Raw genomic sequence first — 19,574 nt, 5'->3', positions numbered from 1 at the left:
CGTGACCGACGACGATCCGTACCTGTGGCTCGAAGACGTGACCGGCGACGACGCCCTGCGGTGGGTGCGTGAGCACAACGCTCCCACCGTCGCCGAGCTGACCGGCTCGGAGCGCTTCGCCGAACTCGAAGCCGGCGCCCTCGAAGTGCTCGACAACGACGAACGCATTCCGTACGTGCGCCGGCGCGGCGGCTTCCTCTACAACTTCTGGCGCGATTCGGCGCACCCGAAAGGTCTCTGGCGGCGTACCACTCTCGACAGCTACCGCTCCGCCGAACCCGAATGGGACGTCCTGATCGACGTCGACGCCCTCGCCGCGGCGGAGGGTGAGAACTGGGTGTGGTCGGGCGCCACCATGAACCGGCCCGAGTACGACCGCGCGCTGATCTCGCTGTCTCGAGGCGGCGCCGACGCGGCAGTGGTGCGGGAGTTCGACGTACTCGCGCGGGACTGGGTGGACGACGGCTTCGTCCTGCCGGAGGCCAAGTCGTCCGTCAGCTGGATCGACCGCGACACGGTGTACGTCGGCACCGACTTCGTCGAGACGCCGGACGGGCTGCCCGCGCTGACCTCCTCCGGTTATCCGAGGACCGTCCGGCGCTGGTCGCGTGGCACCGACGTGGCGGACGCCCCGACGGTCTTCGCGGGCGAGGTGTCCGACGTCGCCGTCGGCGCAGCCTGCGACCGGACGCCCGGCCATGTGCGGCACTTCGTCTCCCGGTCGGTGGACTTCTTCAACGAGATCGCCTACGAACTGCGCGGCGACGAACTCCTCCGCATCGACGTGCCGACCGACTCGCACTTCGACGTCCGGCACGACTGGCTGACCGTCCTGACGCGGTCGCCGTGGACGGTCGACGGCCAGGAGCATCCGGCCGGAGCGCTGCTGCTCTTCGATTACCCCTCGTACCTGTCGGGCGACCGCACCCACCGCGTGCTGTTCACTCCCGACGCGCACACCAGCCTGCAGGACCTCGCGTACACCCGCTCGCACCTGGTGATGGTGACGCTGCACGACGTGGCCACCCGCGTCGAGCTTCTCCGCTTGGGCACCTGGGAGTCCGAGCCGCTGAACGGGCTGCCCGAACTCGCGACGATCGGCGTGCTCGACACCGACCCCGATCACAGTGACGAGATCTGGTTGTCGGCCAGCACCTTCGTCCAGGCCCCGAGCCTGCTCCAGGGTTCCACGTCCGAGGGGGTGTCGGTCATCAAATCGTCCCCCGAGTTCTACGACGCGTCCGCCGTGTCGGCGCAACAGTTCTTCGCCACGTCCGACGACGGCACGGCCATCCCCTATTTCGTCGTCAAACGCGACGACGTGGCGTCCGGTCCCACCCTGCTCTACGGATACGGCGGCTTCGAGAACTCGATGACGCCCAGCTATCTCGGTATCGCCGGGCGGAGCTGGATCAGCCGGGGCGGCATCTACGTGATCGCGAACATCCGCGGGGGCGGCGAGTACGGCCCGGCCTGGCACACGCAGGCGCAGAAGGCCGGCCGACACCTGGTGTACGAGGACTTCGCGGCGGTGGCCCGCGACCTCGTGGGGCGCGGACTGACCACCCCGGCCCGGTTGGCCGCGCAGGGTGGCTCCAACGGCGGTCTGCTGATGGGGGTCATGGCCACCACCTATCCGGACCTGTTCGGCGCGCTGGTGTGCCAGGTCCCCCTGCTCGACATGCGCCGGTACCACCTGTTGCTCGCCGGAGCGTCGTGGATGGCCGAGTACGGCGATCCGGACGATCCGGACGAGTGGGAGTTCATCTCGAGGTACTCGCCGTATCAGCGGCTGAGTGCCGACGCCGCCATGCCCGAGATGCTCGTGACCACCTCGACTCGGGACGACCGCGTGCACCCCGGCCACGCCCGGAAGTTCGCGGCGCGGATGGAGGAACAGGGTCACCCGGTCCGGTACTACGAGAACATCGAGGGAGGGCACGGCGGCGCGGCCGACAACCGCCAGGCGGCGTTCAAATCGGCGCTGGCCTACGAGTTCCTGTGGCGCACAGTCGGAGCCGCGGCTCCGGAGCGCTGACGGAGCCGGCGCACCGTCGCCTCGACGTCCAGCATCGGCCGTCCCCGGGCCATCGGATACCACGCGAAACCGATGAGCAGCGCGCTCGCGTGACCGATCGCCGTGAAGGTCACGGGAGCCACCGCCAGCGGTGCGCAGAAGGCGACCGTCGCCCCGGCGACGTACACCCACCGCCACGGCCGCGGAAACCGGTAGGCCAGGATGCCGATCACCGATGCCATGAAGTAGCTGACCCCGACGTCGATGGCGTAAGTGAGCGACGGATTGGCGTCGCCGCGCGCGATCTCGGCGCCGACGAGCCCCTGGCTGACCAGGGTCGCGAGAATGTGTCCGCTCAGGCCGACGACGACGAACCGCCGACTGCCGAGCCAGCGTTCCGCGGGCATAAGGAAGACGGTGAATCCGACGACGTACGGAATCCAGTACGCGCCGTCGAGCCAGAACAGGCTGCCGAAGATCGCACGGACCGGATCGTGCAGCAGGTTGTCGATGTTCGTCGACCGTTTGCCCAGGATCCGGTCCAGCCGCTGCGGCGACACCCGGTGCGCCACGATGGTGGTGGCCAGCAGGATCACCAGCCACGCGTAGGTGACCGGCGCGCTCCGAATCCATCGCGCGACGGCGCCGAGGCCGCGGCGCCACCTGCTCCGAACGCTGGTCACCGTCTCACGGTAGGCCCGCCGACCACCGCGCGCCAGATCTGCCCGCGAACCGCGCGTGTTAGATTTGCGCCGTCCAGCACGCGATGCCAGACGAGGAAATCCGGTGCGATTCCGGTGCGGTCCCGCCACTGTGGTCTGCCCGGCAGGAGACGATCCCCGCGGGCGGCAGCCAGACCCTCCTGCGTCGCGCCACCGAGATCCCGGGGGCGGAGCCTCCCCGAGGGAGGTCTGCACGTGCGATCACCACGCATCGGCGCCCTGCTCGCGAGCATCGCCGTCCTCATTCCGCTCGGTGCGAGCGCTTGCTCGTCGCCGGCGCCCCGCTCCGCGGGAGCCGCACGCGACTGCATCACCGACTTCGACCCGTCGAAGGACTACTTCCCGGAGAAGTCGACGATCGAGGACGCCACCGGCCTGACCATCGAGTATCACCGCTCGTACCAGGTCGTTACCGTGGCGCATCCGGCGCAGGGAGCGCCGCCCGCGTCGTACGTTCTGGTGCGATGCGGCGCCCCCGCCCCGGAGCTGACCGGAGAACTCGCGGACGCGCCTCAGGTCGAGGTTCCCGTGCGGACCGTCTACGCGGGCTCGACGACGCATCTGCCGGGACTCGCCGCTCTCGGCGCGGCCGATGCGGTGACCGGGGTCGCGACCACCGGCTTCGTCTCCACTCCCGAGATCGTCGAGCGGATCGACGCAGGGAAGGTGCAGCAGTTCACCGACGCCGGCGCCGTCAACGCTGAGAAGGTGATCGCCGGACGCCCGGACGTGCTCGTGACCGACGGCAGCGACAGTCCGGCCTTCGGCAAGATCCGCGACGCGGGCATTCCCGTCCTCGCCGACGCCGACTGGCTGGAGGAGAGCCCACTCGGCCGCGCCGAATGGCTCAAGTTCTTCGCCGCCCTCACCGGCACCGAGAAGCAGGCCTCGAGCGTCTACCAGAACATCAAGTCCCAGTACCGCAGCGTGGCCGACCGGCTGTCGGGAGTGCCGAAGACGCCGGTCCTGCTCGGCTCGATCGCCAACGGCTCGTGGACCATGCCCTCCGGGGGCAGCTACTTCGGCAAGCTCGTCGCCGACGCCGGCGCCACCTATCCGTGGATCGACGATCGCGCCGCGGGCAGCCTGCAGTTGTCGATCGAATCGGTCATCGCCCGCGCCCGTGATTCCGCCGTGTGGCTGCTGAGCGACCCGACGGTGAACTCTGTGGCCGATCTCGACAAGCAGGATCCGCGGTACCGCGCCTTCGCCGGTCCGGCGAAACAAGCGTGGAACAGCACCAAGGCCGTCAATTCCGGTGGCGGCAACGACTACTGGGAGACTGGTGTGCTGCGCCCGGACCTCGTGTTGGCGGACATCGCCGCAATTGCGCACCCGGATCTCTTCCCGGGTCATGCCTTCGAGTTCTACCTCCATCTGCCGCAGCGATGACACCGGTCCGGACCTCGGCGGCAGCCCGGCGACCACGCGCCCGATCCGGGGTCTGGGTCGGACTCGCCGTCGCACTCCTCGCGTCGCTGCTGGTGGCCGCCGCGGTCGGATCGGTCGCGATCCCGCCCGCGGAGACGCTCCGGGTACTGACCGGCGGTCACGCGCTGGACGCGGGGAGCGACTTCATTCTGCGCGAGGTGCGGCTGCCGCGGATCGCGACTGCCGCGCTGGTCGGCGCCGCGCTCGGAGTGGCCGGGCTGCAGATGCAGACCCTGTTCCGGAACCCCCTCGCCGATCCCTATGTGCTCGGCGCCAACTCCGGCGCCAGCCTGGGCGTGGCGCTGGTCGCACTGGGCGGCGGAGTCACCGGCGCCGCGACCTTCGCCGGCGGCCTCGCGGGCTGGGGACGAGCGGGAAGCGTGGTGGCCGCCGCCTTCGGTGCCGCGGCGGTGCTGGGACTGATCCTGCTGTTCGCGGTCTGGGTCCGCAGCGCGGTGACCCTGCTGCTGATCGGCGTGATGATCGGTGCCGTCACCGGCTCGCTCGTCGCAGTCCTCATCGTCTACGCCGATCCCGACTCGGTCCAGAAGTACATGATCTGGGGCCTGGGGACCTTCTCCGCGACGTCGTGGTCCGACCTGCGCGTCGCCGCACCTGTGATCCTCAGTGCCGTCCTGTTGTCGTCGACCTCGATGCGAGCGCTCAACGCCCTGCTGCTCGGCGAGGAGTACGCGCGGTCGATGGGCGTCGACCTGCGTCTCACCCGCACCGTCACGCTGCTGTCGGCCGCGGTTCTCACCGGTGTGGTCACCGCGTACTGCGGACCCGTCGGATTCCTCGGTCTCGTGATTCCGCATCTCGCGCGCGGAGTGTTCCGCACCTCGAATCATCGGGTGATTCTGCCCGGATGCGTCCTCGTGGGAGCGCTGCTCGCGATCTGGTGCGGCATCGTCGCAGATCTGCCGGGTAAGGACAGTTCGCTGCCCCTCAACGCGGTCACCGCTCTGATCGGCGCGCCGGTGGTCATCACCGTTCTGCTGCGCGGTCGTGGGAACGGCGGTGCGGTATGACGGCCGGTCTCACCCTCGCCGGGCTGACCATCGGCTACCGGGGCCGACGGCCGGTCACCATCGCCTCCGATCTGACCGCCGAGGCGCAGGTGGGCCGGTTGACGACGCTGATCGGTCCGAACGGCGCCGGAAAGTCGACACTGCTGCGGACCGTCTGCGGTCTGGAGCGACCACTGTCGGGATCGGCTCTCCTCGCCGACGGCACCGACGTCACACGCATGAGGCCGGCCCGGCTGGCTCGCCGGATCGCGACCGTCGGGACCCAGATCGTCGACCCGGGCCGGCTCACCGCGCGAGAAGTGGTGGAGCTGGGCCGGACTCCCTACCTGGGCGCCACCGGCCGGCTCGGCGCCCATGATCGCCTGCGCGTCGACTGGGCGCTGGAGGCCGTTCGCGCTGCGGCGCTGGCCGACCGCCCCTTCCACGACCTGTCCGACGGCGAGGCGCAGCGCGTCCTCGCCGCCCGCGCCCTCGCGCAGGATCCGGAACTCCTCGTGCTCGACGAGCCGACCTCGCACCTGGACGCACCGTCGCGCGTCGAGTTCTTGGATCTGCTGAGCACGCTGGCCCGCGAGCAGCGTCTCACCGTCCTGGTGTCGTCCCATGAACTGGAGCTGGCGATGCGCCTCTCGGACGCGATCTGGCTCCTCGCCCCCGGCGGCGTGATGCACACCGGCACCCCGCTCGACGTGGCCTCCTCCGGTGCCGTCTCCGCCGCCTTCGATCGAGGCCGGCTCCGCTTCGACCCGGAGAGGTTCGTGTTCGAGGTGCAGGACGGTTCGTCACAGCATCCGGCGGTCGAGCCTCCGCCCACCGGCTGACCGAACCTCTCCCCCGCCGACCGAGCGAGCTTCCCGCCCGCTGGTTGAGCGAGCCTCCCGCCCGCCGGCCGAGCGAGCTTCCCGCCCGCTGGTTGAGCGAGCCTCCCGCCCGCTGGTTGAGCGAGCGCAGCGAGTCGAAACCATCCGCACCCGCACGCCCACCCACCGTGACACACCCCGCCCCCCGCCCTCTCCTCCCGCCGTCTCACTCCGAATCACCACTGTTACCCGCCCCACTCCCGACATACCGGGATTGCCTCGCTTGCGACCCCTGCGTTTAACATCAGCAAGCACCGACGGTCACGACGTCATCGCAGATCGTCGGCATTCTTCTGCCGTCAATTCCTACGCTCCTGGATGAATCGCGGGCGTTCGAACTCTTCCGACCGGAAAGGGACTGCATGCCGCCGCTCAGTCGTCTCGTGCGCACCCAGTTGATCGTCGTGCTGCTGATCGGATTGGTGGCGTCGGTCTACGGCGGCATCCGATACGCGCGCCTCGATCAGGCGGCAGGCGTCGGGGTGTACCACGTGACCGTGCGCATGCCCGACTCCGGCGGACTGTTCGAGCAAGCGCAGGTCACCTACCGCGGCGTCGAGATCGGCCGGGTGCAGAAGATGTCGATCGTCCCGGGCGGGATCGACGTCACTCTGGCCCTCGACTCGAGCGAGGCGAAGGTTCCGGCCTCGGCGGTCGCCGTCGTCTCCGACCGATCGGCGATCGGAGAACAGTTCCTGGATCTGCAGCCGCCCTCCGACGCGGGACCGTACCTGCGCGACGGCTCGGTGATCGACGAGAACCGGCTGCCGCCTCGGCTCGACGAAGTGGTGCGATCGGCCATCGACCTGACCGACACGATCCCCGTCGATGCGCTGCGCAGAACCGTCACCGAACTGGGCGCGGCGTTCAACGGCCGCGGAGACGACATGAGCCGGCTCGTCGACTCCCTCGACCGTCTGTCGAAGGAGGGCGTCGAGAGCCTCGACGAGACGATCGGGCTCATCACCTCCGCCGACTCGGTTCTGGCGACCCAGAACGAGCAGTCCGACGAGATTCTGCGCTGGTCGAAGAATCTCGACGCGGTCACCGCGACGCTGGCGTCATCGGATCCGGCGGTCCGCCGGATCCTCACCGACGGTCCGCGCGCTGCGTCGGCGCTCTCCCGTCTCCTCGACGAGACCGGCGACGAGGCCACCGAACTGATCGGCCGGCTCGGCGGGACGGTCCACGCGATCGCTCCGGCGTCCTATGCCGCCGAGCCGACGTTCTGGATGCTCTCGGCACTGTCGGCGGGCAGCCATACGGCGGCCTCGCCCGACGGTTCGATCCGATTCGGAATCGTGCTCGAAACGGGGAATCCGCCGTCGTGCACGCGCGGTTACGAGAGCACCGCGAAGATGATCGCCGAGATCAAGCGCAAGAACCCGGATTTCGACCAGAGTTACGACGACTTCCCGTTCAACACCGATGTGCACTGCACGGTGCCGACCGGCAGCCCGACGGCGGTCCGCGGCGCGAACAACGCTGCACTCGCCGATCCCGCCTACGCGCAACCGTGGGATCACACGGCCAAGAAGGACCCGGACAAGTTGAACCTCAACACCCTCGCCACTCAGCTCGCGCAACTCATGGGCGTGCGACCGCGATCGTGATGGGGGGTCGGGGGTTTCGACTCGCTCCGCTCGCTCAACAAGCCTGAAATAACAAAACACGACCCGCTCAACCCCATGGAAGGGATGCGGCTGGCTCGACTCCACTGACACGGGCTCGCCTTTCCGCTGGTTGAGCGAGCGGAGCGAGTCGAAACCGCCGGACCGACCCCGGTACCGCTACGCGTAGCGTCGTCCCGCCGCGACGCGCGCGATGACGCCCACGACCGCCACCACCGCGCCGGCGACCCCGACGAACAACGACACCGTCGTGAGGTGATCGGCGATCACCCCGACCACCACCTCGATGGTGGAGCGCGCGGCCTGCTCGGTGTCGGCCAGCCGCTCGCTCACGATGTGCTTGGTGAATGCCGCCAGCCCCCAGCCGGCAACGCCCGCCAGGACCGCACCGACGCCGAGCCACGCGAGGACGGTGCTGCGGCGGTTGGCCACGAGCAGTGCGATGACCGCCGCGATCACGGCGCCGATCACCGTCACCCACGACACGACGTCGATGATCTTTCCGCTGTCTTCGAGCGACCCCGCAGTGATCTGGCTCTGATCGATCGTCACGATCACCGGATGACCGATGGACACGGGCACCGGGATGGGGGCCGACGCGATCACCCGATTGATCATCGGACTGATGTCGAGTTCCATCATGTGCAGGTCGGCGTCCGGTGCCGGAGCGGTGAAGAGCCAACTGTGCTGCTGCCTCGCGACCTCGGAGAAGTCCTCGACGAAGCCGTCGCTGCGCGCGTAGTTCTTCGCGGCGGGCAGTACCAGGTCGCTCGCGACCTTGGATCCGGTGTTCTCCTCCACCGACGCCGCGACCTTCTGGGCGAAGTAGTCCTGCACTTCGGAGCTGTGCGCGGCTTCCGCCGCCGAAGAGGTGAACCCGTCCGACGACACGACTCTCTGTGACAGCCACATGCTCGGCACCGCGACGATCATGCAGATCATCGCGACCACGGTGAACAGGCCGGAAACTACGCTTCGCACGGTGCCGAGGCTACCGGGTGATCGCGGCGGACTGCCAAGCCGACGAGGCCGGGGTCATTCACCGATCACATCGCGCGCGCGGCCCACGATCGCCGGATCGGGGACTCCCACCAGCGCCTCGTCCTTGCCGTCGTACTCGTGCAGACTCAGCACGTACCGCATGGCGTTGATGCGGGCCCGCTTCTTGTCGTTGCTCTTCACGACGGTCCATGGCGCGAAATCGGTGTCGGTGTCGGCGAACATCTGCTCCTTGGCCTCGGTGTACGAGTCCCAGCGATCGAGCGACGCCAGATCCATCGGCGAGAGCTTCCACTGGCGCACCGGGTCGATCTGCCGGATCGCGAACCGGGTCCGCTGTTCCAGCGGCGTCACCGAGAACCAGAACTTCACCAGGTGGATGCCATCGTCGACCAGCATCTTCTCGAACGCGGGCGCCTGCTGCATGAACTGCGCGTACTGCGCGTCGGTGCAGAAGTTCATCACCCGCTCCACGCCGGCCCGGTTGTACCAGGAGCGGTCGAAGAAGACCATCTCTCCGGCTGCGGGCAGATGCTGGACGTACCGCTGGAAATACCACTCGGTGGCTTCGCGCTCGGTGGGCTTCTCCAGGGCGACGGTCCTGGCACCGCGGGGATTGAGGTGCTCGTTGAACCGCTTGATGGTGCCACCCTTGCCCGCCGCGTCGCGCCCCTCGAAAACGAGCAGATGCCGCTGCCCGGTCTGCTTGGTCCACTTCTGCAGCTTCAGCAGTTCGATCTGCAGACGGCGTTTGGTGACCTCGTACTCGCGGCGGCTCATCCGCTCGTCGTACGGGTAGTCCTCGCGCCAGGTGTCCACCACGTTCCGGGTCGGGAGCGTCAGCAGGATGGGATCGTCGTCGTCATCGTCGACGACGGCGAACCCGGCGGTGTTCCGCAGGTCCACGAGGTGCTGCAGAGCCTCGCGCCCGGAGACCAGGCTGAGGTCGGGTCCCACGTGCTGAACGGGGTTGCTGTCGCCGGTGATTCCATCCACGTCCGTCAGATTAGCCCGGTTCGGCGGCTCCGGCACCAGCAGCGTGTCGGGGTCAGCCCGGCGCGCGTTGCACACCCGGCACGAAGCGGACGATCACCAGCAGGATCCAGGTGATCAGAACGTACGGCCACGTGAAGAGCGGCACCTGGGTTCCGAGCATGAGCCGCTCGAGCAGGACCGCCAGCAGTGCTCCGATCACCGCCATCACCCACGGCATCCACCGTCCAGAGAGGAACACGCACGCCATCGCGATCGCTACCAGCACCGACGAGTAGCCGTCGAGTCCGTGATAGTCGCGCAGCGGCGAGGATCCGATCGCGACGGCGAAACCGGCGGCCAGCGCGCTGCCCAGGAGCGCCGCCAGACCCACCCGCCAGCCCGCGACGGTCAGGCCGACGAGGATCAGCAGACCGGAGATCGGATCGTCGATCAGAACCACCTGCGAGATCCCGCTGAGGATCGCGTGCACGGCGACCTCGAAGCGGTTGCCGTCGATCTCCGCCAGCGCGCCCGCGGGCTCCTGCAGCGGCTCGGTGGCGTAGTGGACGGCCTCGGCCACCAGGCACCAGGCAGAACGGCGCCGTCGTCGCGGGCAGCGCGAACTGCGCGAATCCGCGGGCGGCGAACAGCGCGACGAGGGCGACGGTGATCGGACCGCACAGCAATCCGCCGACCACCGTGGCGATCACACCGGCCCAGCCCGCTCCGAGCATGGTGAAGGCCGCCGCACCCACGAGAATCCCGCAGAAGCCGTGCATTCCGGCGCGCAGCGCCGAACCGTCGGGCGACCCGGGGAAGCGGTCGCGCAGGGCGACCCCCGCGGCGGTCGAAGCCGCCAGCCCGATGACGCCCAGCAGCGCCATTCCCCAGTCCGCGACCGCGAATCCCGCCAGGATCAGCAGACCGCACCACACGTTCGGCTGGAAGTAGATCTGACCGATCCCGTTGAGTGCGGTGGCCGCCGCGTCGCGCGGCGACCCGAAAGGTTCGGCCGGAGCGTCCGTCCGCGTCTCGACGTCACTCACTGCGGACCTCCTGCTTCCAGCGGTTCTCGATATCGCCGAAATGCCAGATCGCCAGTGCCGCGGCCCATGCGGCGACGAACACCCCGACGATCACGAATCCCGCGTAGTCCAAGTCGATTCCGGCGACCCACGCCAGCGGCCCGGACTCGACGTGAGTCTCGTCGGCGAGCACCCCGGCCAATTCCACCGTGCCGATCCCGAGAGCCGCCGCCACGGAGATCGAGGTGATCGTGATGTTGTAGTAGACCTTCCGCACCGGCCGTGCGAAGGCCCAGCCGTATGCCGCGTTCATGAACACCCCGTCAGCGGTGTCCATCAGGCACATCCCGGCGGCGAACAGGATCGGCAGCACGAGGATCGCGTAGAACGGCAGGTAGAACGCCGCCGCACCGCCCGCGAGCACCAGCAGGCCCACCTCGGTGGCGGTGTCGAAGCCGAGACCGAACAGCACGCCGACGGGATAGATGTGCCACGGCTTGCGCACCGACTTCGCCAGCCCGCCGAGCAGCCGGTTCATGAAGCCGCGCTTGTTGAGCTGTTCCTCCAGTGCCTCCTCGTCGAACTCACCGCGCCGCATCTCGCGAAACACTCTGACGATGCCGATGAGCACCACGAGGTTGGCCGCCCCGAGGATCCACAGGAACACTCCCGACACCGACGCCCCGATCACACCGGTGATCGAATGCAGGGTCGACGAATCGTCCTCGATCTGCCCGGCGAGTGCCCGAACGCCCACCGCCAGCAGGACCGTCAGCCCGAAGACGATGGTCGAGTGCCCAGCGAGAACCAGAACCCGACCGAGAGGGGCTTCGGCCGGGCGGGCAGTCCGTCGGCCCGGCGATCGGCGTCGTCCGCCAGCAGTTTCCGGGTGGCGTTGTCGACCGCGGCGATGTGATCGGCGTCGAAGGCGTGCCGGAGGCCGAAGGTGTACGCCAGCATGCCCACGCCGACGGTGAACTCGGTGTGGGCACCCCCGAGTTGGAAGTGCTCGGGCGCCACCAGCCCCACGAGCATGCCGATGCCCACCACGTGCAGGAGCACCACCACCGCGGTCATACCGCCGAGTGACAGGCGGTCGCGCGCCGACAGTCCGCCCCAGAGGGTCTGCAGACGGCGCACCGGTCCCGGCCGGGAGTCCGTCGAGGCGGTCACGGCCGCGCCGCCGACGGATCATCCGCCCGCGCGGGCCTGAGCAGAGAGGAAGGGAGAGTGAAGGAACCGATCCGCACTACCGTCATTCGCGAAGCATAAGCCGGATCGGCCGACTTCGTCTCAGTGCACGTACAATTCGCCCCACCGGAAGCAGCCCCGACCGGTGGTCGTGTCGTAGGTGGCGGCCATGCTGCCCAGGCACGCGACGCCGTCGCCGGTGGCGAACGCTCCGCCCGCCGCTCCGGACACCGCGACCGTGGTACCGCCGCTGCGGCCCTGCGCCACCGACGTGGAGTACGGGCCCATCGTGTACGCGTAACCGTTGCCCCGGTGGATGCCGCTCGCGAGCGCCGACGAATTGACGCCGTTGTTCTGCGCCGTCGCCGTCCCTCCGGTCGTCGCGACGGCGAGCGCCGCACCGTTGTTCGTGGTGTCCTGCGCCGAGGCGCGGCTGCCCGGACCGGCGTTCGCGATGCAATGACTCTGGCCGTTGGCGCGCTCGACGCGCTGGTTGTCGTTCGCGGTGCAGTTGGTCGACGCCGCGGCGTGACCACCGCCCAGCAACGACGTCAGTCCGAACGCCGCGGCGACGGCGGCGATCCCGAACACGACACGAAAGAACAACGACCCGATTCGCATGACTGTCCCTCTCAACAAGACGCGACTGTGCGGCCGCTCACCGGCGCACGATGCAGCCGCCACCCTACTCGCGAGTTTCGCGATTCCAGGTTCCTCACAGCCGATCGTGACCGGACTGATTCCTGCCGTGGCATCGGGCCGTGGTCGCCCCACCCGCAGGCGCGACGCGAGACGACAGAACCCCCGTCCGGGACGGGGGTTCTGTCGTCGAAGTTCGCGTCTACTGTGAGCGTCTCGAGTCCGAGTCGCGCTCAGCTGCGGCGCTTGACCTCCTCGGTGAGTCCCTTCTTGGCGGTGTCGACCGCCATTTTCTGGGCTCGCTTGACGATGAGTCCGGGGAGCTTGATCTTCAGGTCGACGGTGAGGTCGAACTTCACGTGTGTCGTATCGCCGTTCTCGGTGAGCGTGTAGACGCCGTGCTGTTCGCTGAGCTGATCGCTCTCGACCAGATCCCAGGTGCAGGTGTTGTCGGTCCAGGAGTAGTCGAGGGTCTGGTTGTCGGTCATGCCGACCGCACTCACCGAGACCTCCACGCGAGCGGGCCGCCCGTCGGCGTCCTCGGTGAGGATCTTCGCCGACTTGTGCGGGCCCGACCACTCCGGCAGGGACTCGACGTCGAGCAGCACCTCCATCACCAGCGCGAGCGGGGCCTTGAGGTCGAATTCTGTTGATGCAGAGACAGCCATGGACAGAACCTACCCCAGCCGGTGACGGTGGACCCGGCCGCCGCCGGAATCTTCACTCTCCTCAGCGCGGTTCCGCATCGGTCACGGTTTCGGGAACGGGGCGTCGAACCAGCTCGTTCAGCGTGAGCACGACGCGGTCAAGCGGCTCGACGCTGCGCCGCGCTCGGCACAGAACCACCGCGCCTTCGATGCCCGACAGGACCGCATCGGCGAGTTCGTCCGCGCGCCGGTCGTCGAAGCCCTCCTCACGGAACCGGGCCGCCAGCAGATGCGTCCACTGCAGAAAGACCTCTTCGCCGGCCTGGGCCGCCTCGGGGTCGCGCTCGCGTGCCTGCGCACCCGCCGCCACCGGGCAGCCGACCTCGAAGTCGTCTTCGATCAGCCTCCGGCGCCAGATGCCGGCGACGGCGGCCACCGCGTCGGGAAGCGGCCGCCTACGGGCGCGATTCAGCTCCGCCCCGAGTACCTCGCCCGCGAAGTAGACGGCCTCGGCCATCAGCTGAGCGCGACCGCCCGGAAAGTGGTAGTAGACCGATCCGCGGGCGGCGTCGGCAGCTGCCAGTACGTCGCCGATCGAGGTACCCGCGACTCCGTGGCGGGCGATGAGGTCGGCCGCGCACCGAACCATCGCGGCCCGCGGCGAGTCCGGCTCCGGCGATCTCACAGCCTCAGGCCTCGAGGAACCGCTCTCGCAGTTCGGACTGCGCGGCGGAGTCGATTCCGAGAGCCTCGGCGAAATACGCCTCCATGCCGCCGTGAACCCGATCCACCTCGTCGAACGCCGCCTCGAGATACTCCGGCCGCACACCCAGGACCTGCCTCAGCGCATCTGCGTCGCCGCCCGCAGCCGTGAACTTCTCGAACACCGGAGCCAGGGCCGGAACCAGACGGTCGTTGGTGAGCAGATAGTCGCTGAAGACGTCGTCGCGGGCGACGCCCATCAGCGACAGGAAGGACGCCGAGGCCCAGCCGGTGCGGTCCTTGCCGGTGGTGCAGTGGAACAAGGCCGGCGATCGGTCCTCGCCGAGGAGCCCCTCGTAGAAGCGGCGGTAACCGGTCTTCGCACTGTCGAGGGTGATCATCTGGCGATACGTGCCCGCCATCGTCGAGATGGCGCCGCCGCTCTCGAGCACCCGATTGATCTCGGCGACACCCGCCGGATCGGTCAGGACGGTCGCCAGGTTGGCGGGTACGGCGGTCTGCGCATCGGCCAGGACGTCCAGGTGCACTTCGGCGACGTCGGCCCACACCGGGTCCGGCATCGCTTCGGTCTCGCCGGCCGACCGCAGATCGTAGACGGTGCGGAGGCCGAGAGTCGCGGCGATCTCGGCGACCGCCGACGAGTCGTGAACGATGGACCGGAAATCGGTGGACCGGAACAGCATTCCGTGGCGGACCGGCCGCCCGTCGACTCCGACCCATCCGCCGAGATCACGCAGATTGGGGAGCACGGGGAACGGACTGGGGGCGCCGGGGACCCGGGTCTGCTGGTCGGTCATGAAGTCTCATTATGCTCAGCCGAGGCTCGGCACGCTGTCTAACATGGCGGATGTGAGCACTCTCCCAGACGCCCACGACGGCGAGCCGCTGACCGATTCCCTCCCCGCAGACCTCGTCGCCGACGTCGACCGGATCATCGACGCCGACACCGACCGGCTGGTGGAGACGTTCAAGGACATCCACCGCAATCCCGAACTCGGATTCGCCGAAGTCCGGACCGCCCGCATCATCGAGCTGGCCCTGCAGAACCTCGGCTTCGACATCACGACCGGGATCGGTACCACGGGGGTGGCCGCCATCTACCGCAACGGCGACGGTCCGGTGGTGATGTACCGCGCCGACATGGACGCACTGGCGGTGCAGGAGGAGACGGGCGTCGAGTACGCGAGTGAGAAGCGGGTCACGCGCGAGGACGGCACCGAGGTGCCGGTGGCCCACGTCTGCGGCCACGACGCGCACGTCACCTGGATGCTGGGGATGGCGCACGCACTGATCGAACTCAAGAACCGCTGGTCCGGGACCCTGGTCCTGATCGGTCAACCCGCAGAGGAACCGATCACCGGAGCCAAGGCGATGGTGGACGACGGTCTGTACAACTTCATCCCCAGACCGGACGTGTTCATCGGCATGCACACCGCGCCCGCCCCGGTGGGGGTGGTCGTCTCGTCTCCGGGGCCGCGGCTCGCGGGCACCGATCAGCTCGACATCCTCTTCCACGGTGTCGGAGGCCACGGCTCGATGCCGCAGAAGGCGAAGGACCCGGTGCTGATGGCCGCGATGGCCATCGTGGAGTTCCAGACCATCGTGTCGCGGATGATCGATCCGCAGCAGACCGCCGTGCTCACCGTCGGCGCCGTCCACGCCGGCTCCGACAACAACGTGATCCCCACACAGGCCCTGCTCAAGGCGAATCTGCGCTGGTACGACCCCGCGGTCCGGGAGATCATGCTGTCAGCGGTCGAGTCGGTCGCCGACGGGATCGCCAGGACGTACGGGATGCCCGAGGACAAGCTGCCGGAGATCACCCTGAAGGGCGGGTCGAGTCCGCTGGTGAACGACCTCGAGTTGTCCGAACGCATGGCCCGAACGCTCGCGGCGGTCCTCGGCGACCAGCAGATCGTCACCGACATGCCGCGAGCCACCGGTTCGGAGGACGTCCAGCTGCTGAAGGGCCCGTACCCGGAGATGCCGTTCAACTACCTCCTGGTCGGCATCGCGAACCATGAGACCTTCGCGGCGGCTCAGGCGCAGGGCGAGCCGTTCCCGTTCGCTCCGCACAACCCGAACTATCTGGTGGACCTGTCGGCCATCCCCTTCGGCGCCAAGGTCGCCGCCTACTCGATGCTCGGCCTGTTGAACCGGAGCTGACCCCGCGACGCCGAAGGCCGGCCACCCTTCGGGTGACCGGCCTTCGTTCTGCGTGGAATCGCAGGGGGTTCTGAATCAGATCAGAAGCCCATGCCGCCCATCTCGTCGGCACCCGGCATGGCCGGAGCGGCCTTTTCGGGCTTGTCGGCGACGACGGCCTCGGTGGTGAGGAACAGACCGGCGATCGAAGCCGCGTTCTGCAGCGCCGAGCGGGTGACCTTGACCGGGTCGTTGATGCCCGCGGCGAGCAGGTCCTCGTAGGTGTTGGTCGACGCGTTCAGGCCGGTGCCGAGCGGCGAGTTGCGGACCTTGTCCGCGACGACGCCCGGCTCGAGGCCTGCGTTGACGGCGATCTGCTTGGCCGGAGCCTCCAGAGCGACCTTCACGATGTTGGCGCCGGTGGCCTCGTCGCCCTCGAGAGCGAGACCGTCGATGGCCGGCTCCGACTGCAGCAGGGCCACGCCGCCGCCGGCGACGATGCCCTCTTCGACGGCAGCCTTCGCGTTGCGGACGGCGTCCTCGATGCGGTGCTTGCGCTCCTTGAGCTCCACCTCGGTGGCAGCGCCGGCCTTGATGACTGCGACACCGCCGGCCAGCTTGGCCAGACGCTCCTGCAGCTTCTCACGGTCGTAGTCGCTGTCGCTGTTCTCGATCTCGCCGCGGATCTGTGCGACGCGACCCGAGATGGCGTCGGCATCGCCGGCACCGTCGACGATGGTGGTCTCGTCCTTGGTGACGACGACCTTGCGGGCGGTGCCCAGCAGCTCCAGGCCGGCGCTCTCCAGCGACAGGCCGACCTCTTCGCTGATGACCTCGCCACCGGTGAGGATGGCGATGTCGGCCAGCATGGCCTTGCGGCGGTCACCGAAGCCCGGGGCCTTGACGGCGACGGACTTGAAGGTGCCCTTGAGCTTGTTGACGATCAGGGTCGAGAGAGCCTCGCCCTCGACGTCCTCGGCGATGATCACCAGCGGCTTACCCGACTGGATGACCTTCTCCAGCAGCGGCAGGAGGTCCTTGATGGTCGACACCTTGCTCGAGACGAGCAGGATGTACGGATCCTCGAGGACGGCCTCCTGGCGGTCGGCGTCGGTGACGAAGTAGCCCGAGATGTAGCCCTTGTCGAAGCGCATGCCCTCGGTGAGCTCCAGCTGCAGACCGAAGGTCTGAGCCTCTTCGACGGTGATGACACCCTCGTTGCCGACCTTGTCCATCGCCTCGGCGATCAGGTCGCCGATCGACTGGTCGCCGGCGGAGATGCCCGCGGTGGCAGCGATCTGCTCCTTGGTCTCGACCTCCTTGGCCGACTTCAGCAGCGACTCGGTGACGGCCGCGACGGCCTTCTCGATGCCGCGCTTGAGGCCGAGCGGGTTCGCGCCGGCCGCGACGTTGCGCAGACCCTCGCGGACCAGCGCCTGCGCCAGAACGGTGGCGGTGGTGGTGCCGTCGCCGGCGATGTCGTCCGTCTTCTTCGCGACTTCCTTGACCAGCTCAGCGCCGATCTTCTCGTACGGGTCCTCGAGTTCGATCTCCTTGGCGATCGAGACACCGTCGTTGGTGATGGTGGGGGCGCCCCACTTCTTCTCCAGGACGACGTTGCGACCCTTCGGTCCAAGGGTGACCTTGACGGTGTCGGCGAGGCTGTTCAGGCCGCGCTCGAGTCCGCGACGGGCCTCTTCGTCGAAAGCAATCTGCTTTGCCATTGGTAAGTGATCCTCCGGTAGGGGGTGACACTAAGTCTTCTGGGCCGGACTCGATGCCCGCGACGGACGACCGGGGTGTCTGTTGGACCGATCTCACCGTTCCGACCTGGCACTCACACTCCGTGAGTGCCAGACTCCGTTTTAGCACTCGCATGGTGAGAGTGCAAGGTCTGGCCCGGAGCTCGACGGCCGCCGCTTCGGCGCGTATAAGCAGGTCAGCAACCACGTCCCGGGCCGCTACCTCTTGGTGCGGTCGAGTCCCAGCTGGTCGGTGATATAGAAGAACGGATCGGTCTGATCGCTGAGGCCGACGACGTTGGCCGCACCCGGACCGTACGCCGCGATCCGGACCTGCCCGCCGGTGTGCTGCTCCTCCCCCGGCTCGAGCGAGGTCCCGTAGTTGACCGCGATCGGGTCGCCGTCGCGACCGGTCAGCAGCCGGGTGAGTCCGGGCATCGGCAGCTCCGGATGCGGTTCCACCACCTGGCTGGTGTGCGCATGGTCGCCGGTGACGATCACCAGCGTGTTCTTGTCCTTCTTCGCGAAGTCGAGCGCCTTGCTCACCGCATCCGACAACTGCACCGTCTCGCCGATCTGACCGCACGGATCGGCGTCGTGGTTGGCCTTGTCGACCGACCCGGACTCCACCTGCAGGAAGAACCCCTTGTCGTTCTTCAGCAGGTCGATCGCCTTCTGAGTCATGTCTCCGAGCTTGGGCGTGGCCGAGGTGAACGCGGGATTGGGCGCGCACCGGACCGGCGGCTGCTCGATGCCGTCCTTGACGGCGGTCGCCTTGTCCCAGATGCGCGGCAGGTTGCCGTCGGCGAAGACACCGAGCACCGGCTTGTCCTGGTCCGCTACGGTCACATCGTGCATCTCGTCCGCCGAGCGGACGATCTGATAGCCGCGCTCCTTGGCCTGCGCCTCGAGCGTCTTCCCCTGGTATCGGCCCGCCGTGGCCGTCTGCGCGAAGGTGGCCCACCCGCCGCCGAACGTGACGTCGGGGCGGGCCGCCAGGAGCTGTTCGGTGATCGATCCCGCGCCGCCGTTCTCAAGCGCGTTCTCCGGGCACTTCTCGGTGGTCTCCTTCGGTCCGTAGCACTTGCGCTGAGTCACGTGCGCCACCTGTACGGCCGGCGTCGCATCCTGCAGTTCGGTGGTCGTGACGTCTCCAGTGCGCAGGCCGTTGGCGCGGGCGATCTCCAGGATCGTGCGTTGCGGCACCCCGTTCACGTCGACGCCGACAGCGCCGTTGTACGTCTTCGTCCCCGTCGACCACGCCGTGCCGGAGGCCGCCGAGTCGGTCGTGTAATCGGGCTTGTGGGTGTCCTTGTTCAACGAGTACGTGGTGTAGTCACCGCTCAGCGGAAGCTCGTCGATAGCGGGGATCGCGCCGGCCGCACCCCACTGGTAGTTGCGAGCCAGGGTCAGTTCCTGATTCGCGGTGCCGTCACCGATGATCAGGATGACGTTCTTGGCTCCCGACTTCTGAATCGAATCGGCGATCGCCTGCGTCTGATCCTCCGCCAGCCGCCGGGCACCGCCGTGCACCGTGATGTCGCCGGTGGCCGCGCGCGAGATGTCGACGTCTGCGGCCTTGTCGCCGTCGACGCCGACCGAGCACGCGCCGAGCACTCCGGTGAGTCCGAGAGCTGCTGCCGCGAGTGCGCCCGCCCTGCGGGCCTTCTTCTTCTCCAGGTTCTGAGCCATGAAAGGTATGCCAACAGTCGCATATGAACGGCTGTCGGCCTCGAACCGAACTCCATTCGACGAGCGGGTGCCCGCCCGAGTCGATCCGGCGTACCGGAGGCGAA

The 19,574-nt window shown here is 68.3% G+C and carries 16 protein-coding genes, 2 pseudogenes and 1 riboswitch; of the genes and pseudogenes, 6 read left to right on the top strand and 12 right to left on the bottom strand.

The annotated features are described in order from the left end of the window. The first annotated feature begins 1 nt into the window (after position 1). On the top strand, positions 2-2,038 hold the full coding sequence (locus Y710_RS02760) for a prolyl oligopeptidase family serine peptidase (RefSeq protein ID WP_101841627.1): 2,037 nt from the start codon (positions 2-4) through the stop codon (positions 2,036-2,038). Here the strand turns inward: Y710_RS02760 and Y710_RS02755 are convergent. Continuing rightward, positions 1,990-2,700, bottom strand: coding sequence for a rhomboid-like protein (locus Y710_RS02755; RefSeq protein WP_062366219.1), 711 nt, complete (start codon positions 2,698-2,700; stop codon positions 1,990-1,992). The genes Y710_RS02760 and Y710_RS02755 overlap by 49 nt on opposite strands. Positions 2,701-2,794: 94 nt before the next feature. Next, positions 2,795-2,851: riboswitch (cobalamin riboswitch) on the top strand. 83 nt (positions 2,852-2,934) lie between these two features. Here Y710_RS02755 and Y710_RS02750 point away from each other — a divergent pair. From Y710_RS02750 to Y710_RS02735, 4 genes are all read left to right on the top strand, one after another. Continuing rightward, entirely contained in the window at positions 2,935-4,131 is a 1,197-nt protein-coding gene (locus tag Y710_RS02750) for an ABC transporter substrate-binding protein (RefSeq protein WP_006894175.1), read from the top strand. Beyond that, positions 4,128-5,201, top strand: a complete 1,074-nt coding sequence (locus tag Y710_RS02745) for a FecCD family ABC transporter permease (protein ID WP_082781247.1) — start codon at positions 4,128-4,130, stop codon at positions 5,199-5,201. Before Y710_RS02750 ends, Y710_RS02745 begins: the two co-directional genes overlap by 4 nt. Then, complete coding sequence (locus tag Y710_RS02740; RefSeq protein WP_062366218.1) at positions 5,198-6,022, top strand: ABC transporter ATP-binding protein; 825 nt, start codon at positions 5,198-5,200, stop codon at positions 6,020-6,022. Before Y710_RS02745 ends, Y710_RS02740 begins: the two co-directional genes overlap by 4 nt. 401 nt (positions 6,023-6,423) lie before the next feature. After that, positions 6,424-7,674 carry an MCE family protein gene (locus tag Y710_RS02735; RefSeq protein WP_062366217.1) on the top strand — a complete coding sequence of 417 codons (1,251 nt, stop codon included), beginning with the start codon at positions 6,424-6,426 and terminating at the stop codon, positions 7,672-7,674. A gap of 177 nt (positions 7,675-7,851) precedes the next feature. On the opposite strand, the gene Y710_RS02730 is transcribed toward Y710_RS02735, so the two are convergent. The 9 genes and pseudogenes from Y710_RS02730 to Y710_RS02695 all read right to left on the bottom strand — a co-directional run bounded on the left by Y710_RS02730 (position 7,852) and on the right by Y710_RS02695 (position 14,688). Next, complete coding sequence (locus Y710_RS02730) at positions 7,852-8,673, bottom strand: hypothetical protein (protein WP_062366216.1); 822 nt, start codon at positions 8,671-8,673, stop codon at positions 7,852-7,854. A 54-nt stretch (positions 8,674-8,727) separates the two neighbouring features. Further along, a complete protein-coding gene (gene ppk2, locus Y710_RS02725; protein ID WP_039867673.1) occupies positions 8,728-9,678 on the bottom strand; it encodes a polyphosphate kinase 2 in 951 nt (316 codons plus the stop codon). A gap of 61 nt (positions 9,679-9,739) precedes the next feature. Further along, positions 9,740-10,246: an urea transporter gene (locus Y710_RS19225; RefSeq protein WP_269449332.1), complete on the bottom strand. Its 507-nt coding sequence runs from the start codon at positions 10,244-10,246 to the stop codon at positions 9,740-9,742. Positions 10,247-10,310: 64 nt separating this feature from the next. Continuing rightward, positions 10,311-10,601: pseudogene (locus Y710_RS19220) on the bottom strand (urea transporter); the annotation flags it as partial. A 103-nt stretch (positions 10,602-10,704) separates the two neighbouring features. Next, positions 10,705-11,768: pseudogene (locus Y710_RS02715) on the bottom strand (HoxN/HupN/NixA family nickel/cobalt transporter). Between the two features lie 216 nt (positions 11,769-11,984). Further along, entirely contained in the window at positions 11,985-12,473 is a 489-nt protein-coding gene (locus Y710_RS02710) for a DUF6764 family protein (protein ID WP_231875658.1), read from the bottom strand. Between the two features lie 281 nt (positions 12,474-12,754). Beyond that, the gene (locus Y710_RS02705; protein ID WP_006896945.1) at positions 12,755-13,189 is read right to left on the bottom strand and encodes an SRPBCC family protein; all 435 of its coding nucleotides are present in this window, start codon (positions 13,187-13,189) and stop codon (positions 12,755-12,757) included. 61 nt (positions 13,190-13,250) lie between these two features. Continuing rightward, positions 13,251-13,853, bottom strand: coding sequence for a TetR/AcrR family transcriptional regulator (locus Y710_RS02700; protein WP_045539312.1), 603 nt, complete (start codon positions 13,851-13,853; stop codon positions 13,251-13,253). A gap of 4 nt (positions 13,854-13,857) precedes the next feature. Continuing rightward, complete coding sequence (locus Y710_RS02695) at positions 13,858-14,688, bottom strand: tyrosine-protein phosphatase (RefSeq protein ID WP_006896947.1); 831 nt, start codon at positions 14,686-14,688, stop codon at positions 13,858-13,860. A 43-nt stretch (positions 14,689-14,731) separates the two neighbouring features. Between Y710_RS02695 and Y710_RS02690 the strand changes: the two genes are divergently transcribed. Further along, positions 14,732-16,057: an amidohydrolase gene (locus Y710_RS02690; RefSeq protein WP_231875657.1), complete on the top strand. Its 1,326-nt coding sequence runs from the start codon at positions 14,732-14,734 to the stop codon at positions 16,055-16,057. An 80-nt stretch (positions 16,058-16,137) separates the two neighbouring features. Here Y710_RS02690 and groL read toward each other — a convergent pair whose 3' ends face one another. Together groL and phoA are read right to left on the bottom strand one after the other, a co-directional pair. Next, positions 16,138-17,760, bottom strand: a complete 1,623-nt coding sequence (gene groL, locus Y710_RS02685; RefSeq protein ID WP_006896949.1) for a chaperonin GroEL — start codon at positions 17,758-17,760, stop codon at positions 16,138-16,140. Between the two features lie 237 nt (positions 17,761-17,997). Then, positions 17,998-19,470, bottom strand: coding sequence for an alkaline phosphatase (gene phoA / locus Y710_RS02680; RefSeq protein WP_062366214.1), 1,473 nt, complete (start codon positions 19,468-19,470; stop codon positions 17,998-18,000). Positions 19,471-19,574: the final 104 nt, after the last annotated feature.

The organism is Gordonia sp. QH-12 (genome assembly GCF_001578675.1).
GTDB classification, from domain to species: Bacteria; Actinomycetota; Actinomycetes; order Mycobacteriales; family Mycobacteriaceae; genus Gordonia; species Gordonia sihwensis.
The sequence above is the reverse complement of the archived record's forward strand: the minus strand, read 5'-3'. Positions and strand labels throughout refer to the sequence as shown.

What these genes read in the sequence shown, in the direction of transcription:
- Y710_RS02745 (WP_082781247.1), top strand. Translation starts at nt 4,128, where the DNA reads ATGACACCGGTCCGGACCTCGGCGGCAGCCCGGCGACCACGCGCCCGA.
- Y710_RS02740 (WP_062366218.1), top strand. Translation starts at nt 5,198, where the DNA reads ATGACGGCCGGTCTCACCCTCGCCGGGCTGACCATCGGCTACCGGGGC.
- Y710_RS02735 (WP_062366217.1), top strand. Translation starts at nt 6,424, where the DNA reads ATGCCGCCGCTCAGTCGTCTCGTGCGCACCCAGTTGATCGTCGTGCTG.
- Y710_RS02705 (WP_006896945.1), bottom strand. Translation starts at nt 13,189, where the DNA reads ATGGCTGTCTCTGCATCAACAGAATTCGACCTCAAGGCCCCGCTCGCG.
- Y710_RS02695 (WP_006896947.1), bottom strand. Translation starts at nt 14,688, where the DNA reads ATGACCGACCAGCAGACCCGGGTCCCCGGCGCCCCCAGTCCGTTCCCC.
- Y710_RS02690 (WP_231875657.1), top strand. Translation starts at nt 14,732, where the DNA reads ATGGCGGATGTGAGCACTCTCCCAGACGCCCACGACGGCGAGCCGCTG.
- groL (WP_006896949.1), bottom strand. Translation starts at nt 17,760, where the DNA reads ATGGCAAAGCAGATTGCTTTCGACGAAGAGGCCCGTCGCGGACTCGAG.
- phoA (WP_062366214.1), bottom strand. Translation starts at nt 19,470, where the DNA reads ATGGCTCAGAACCTGGAGAAGAAGAAGGCCCGCAGGGCGGGCGCACTC.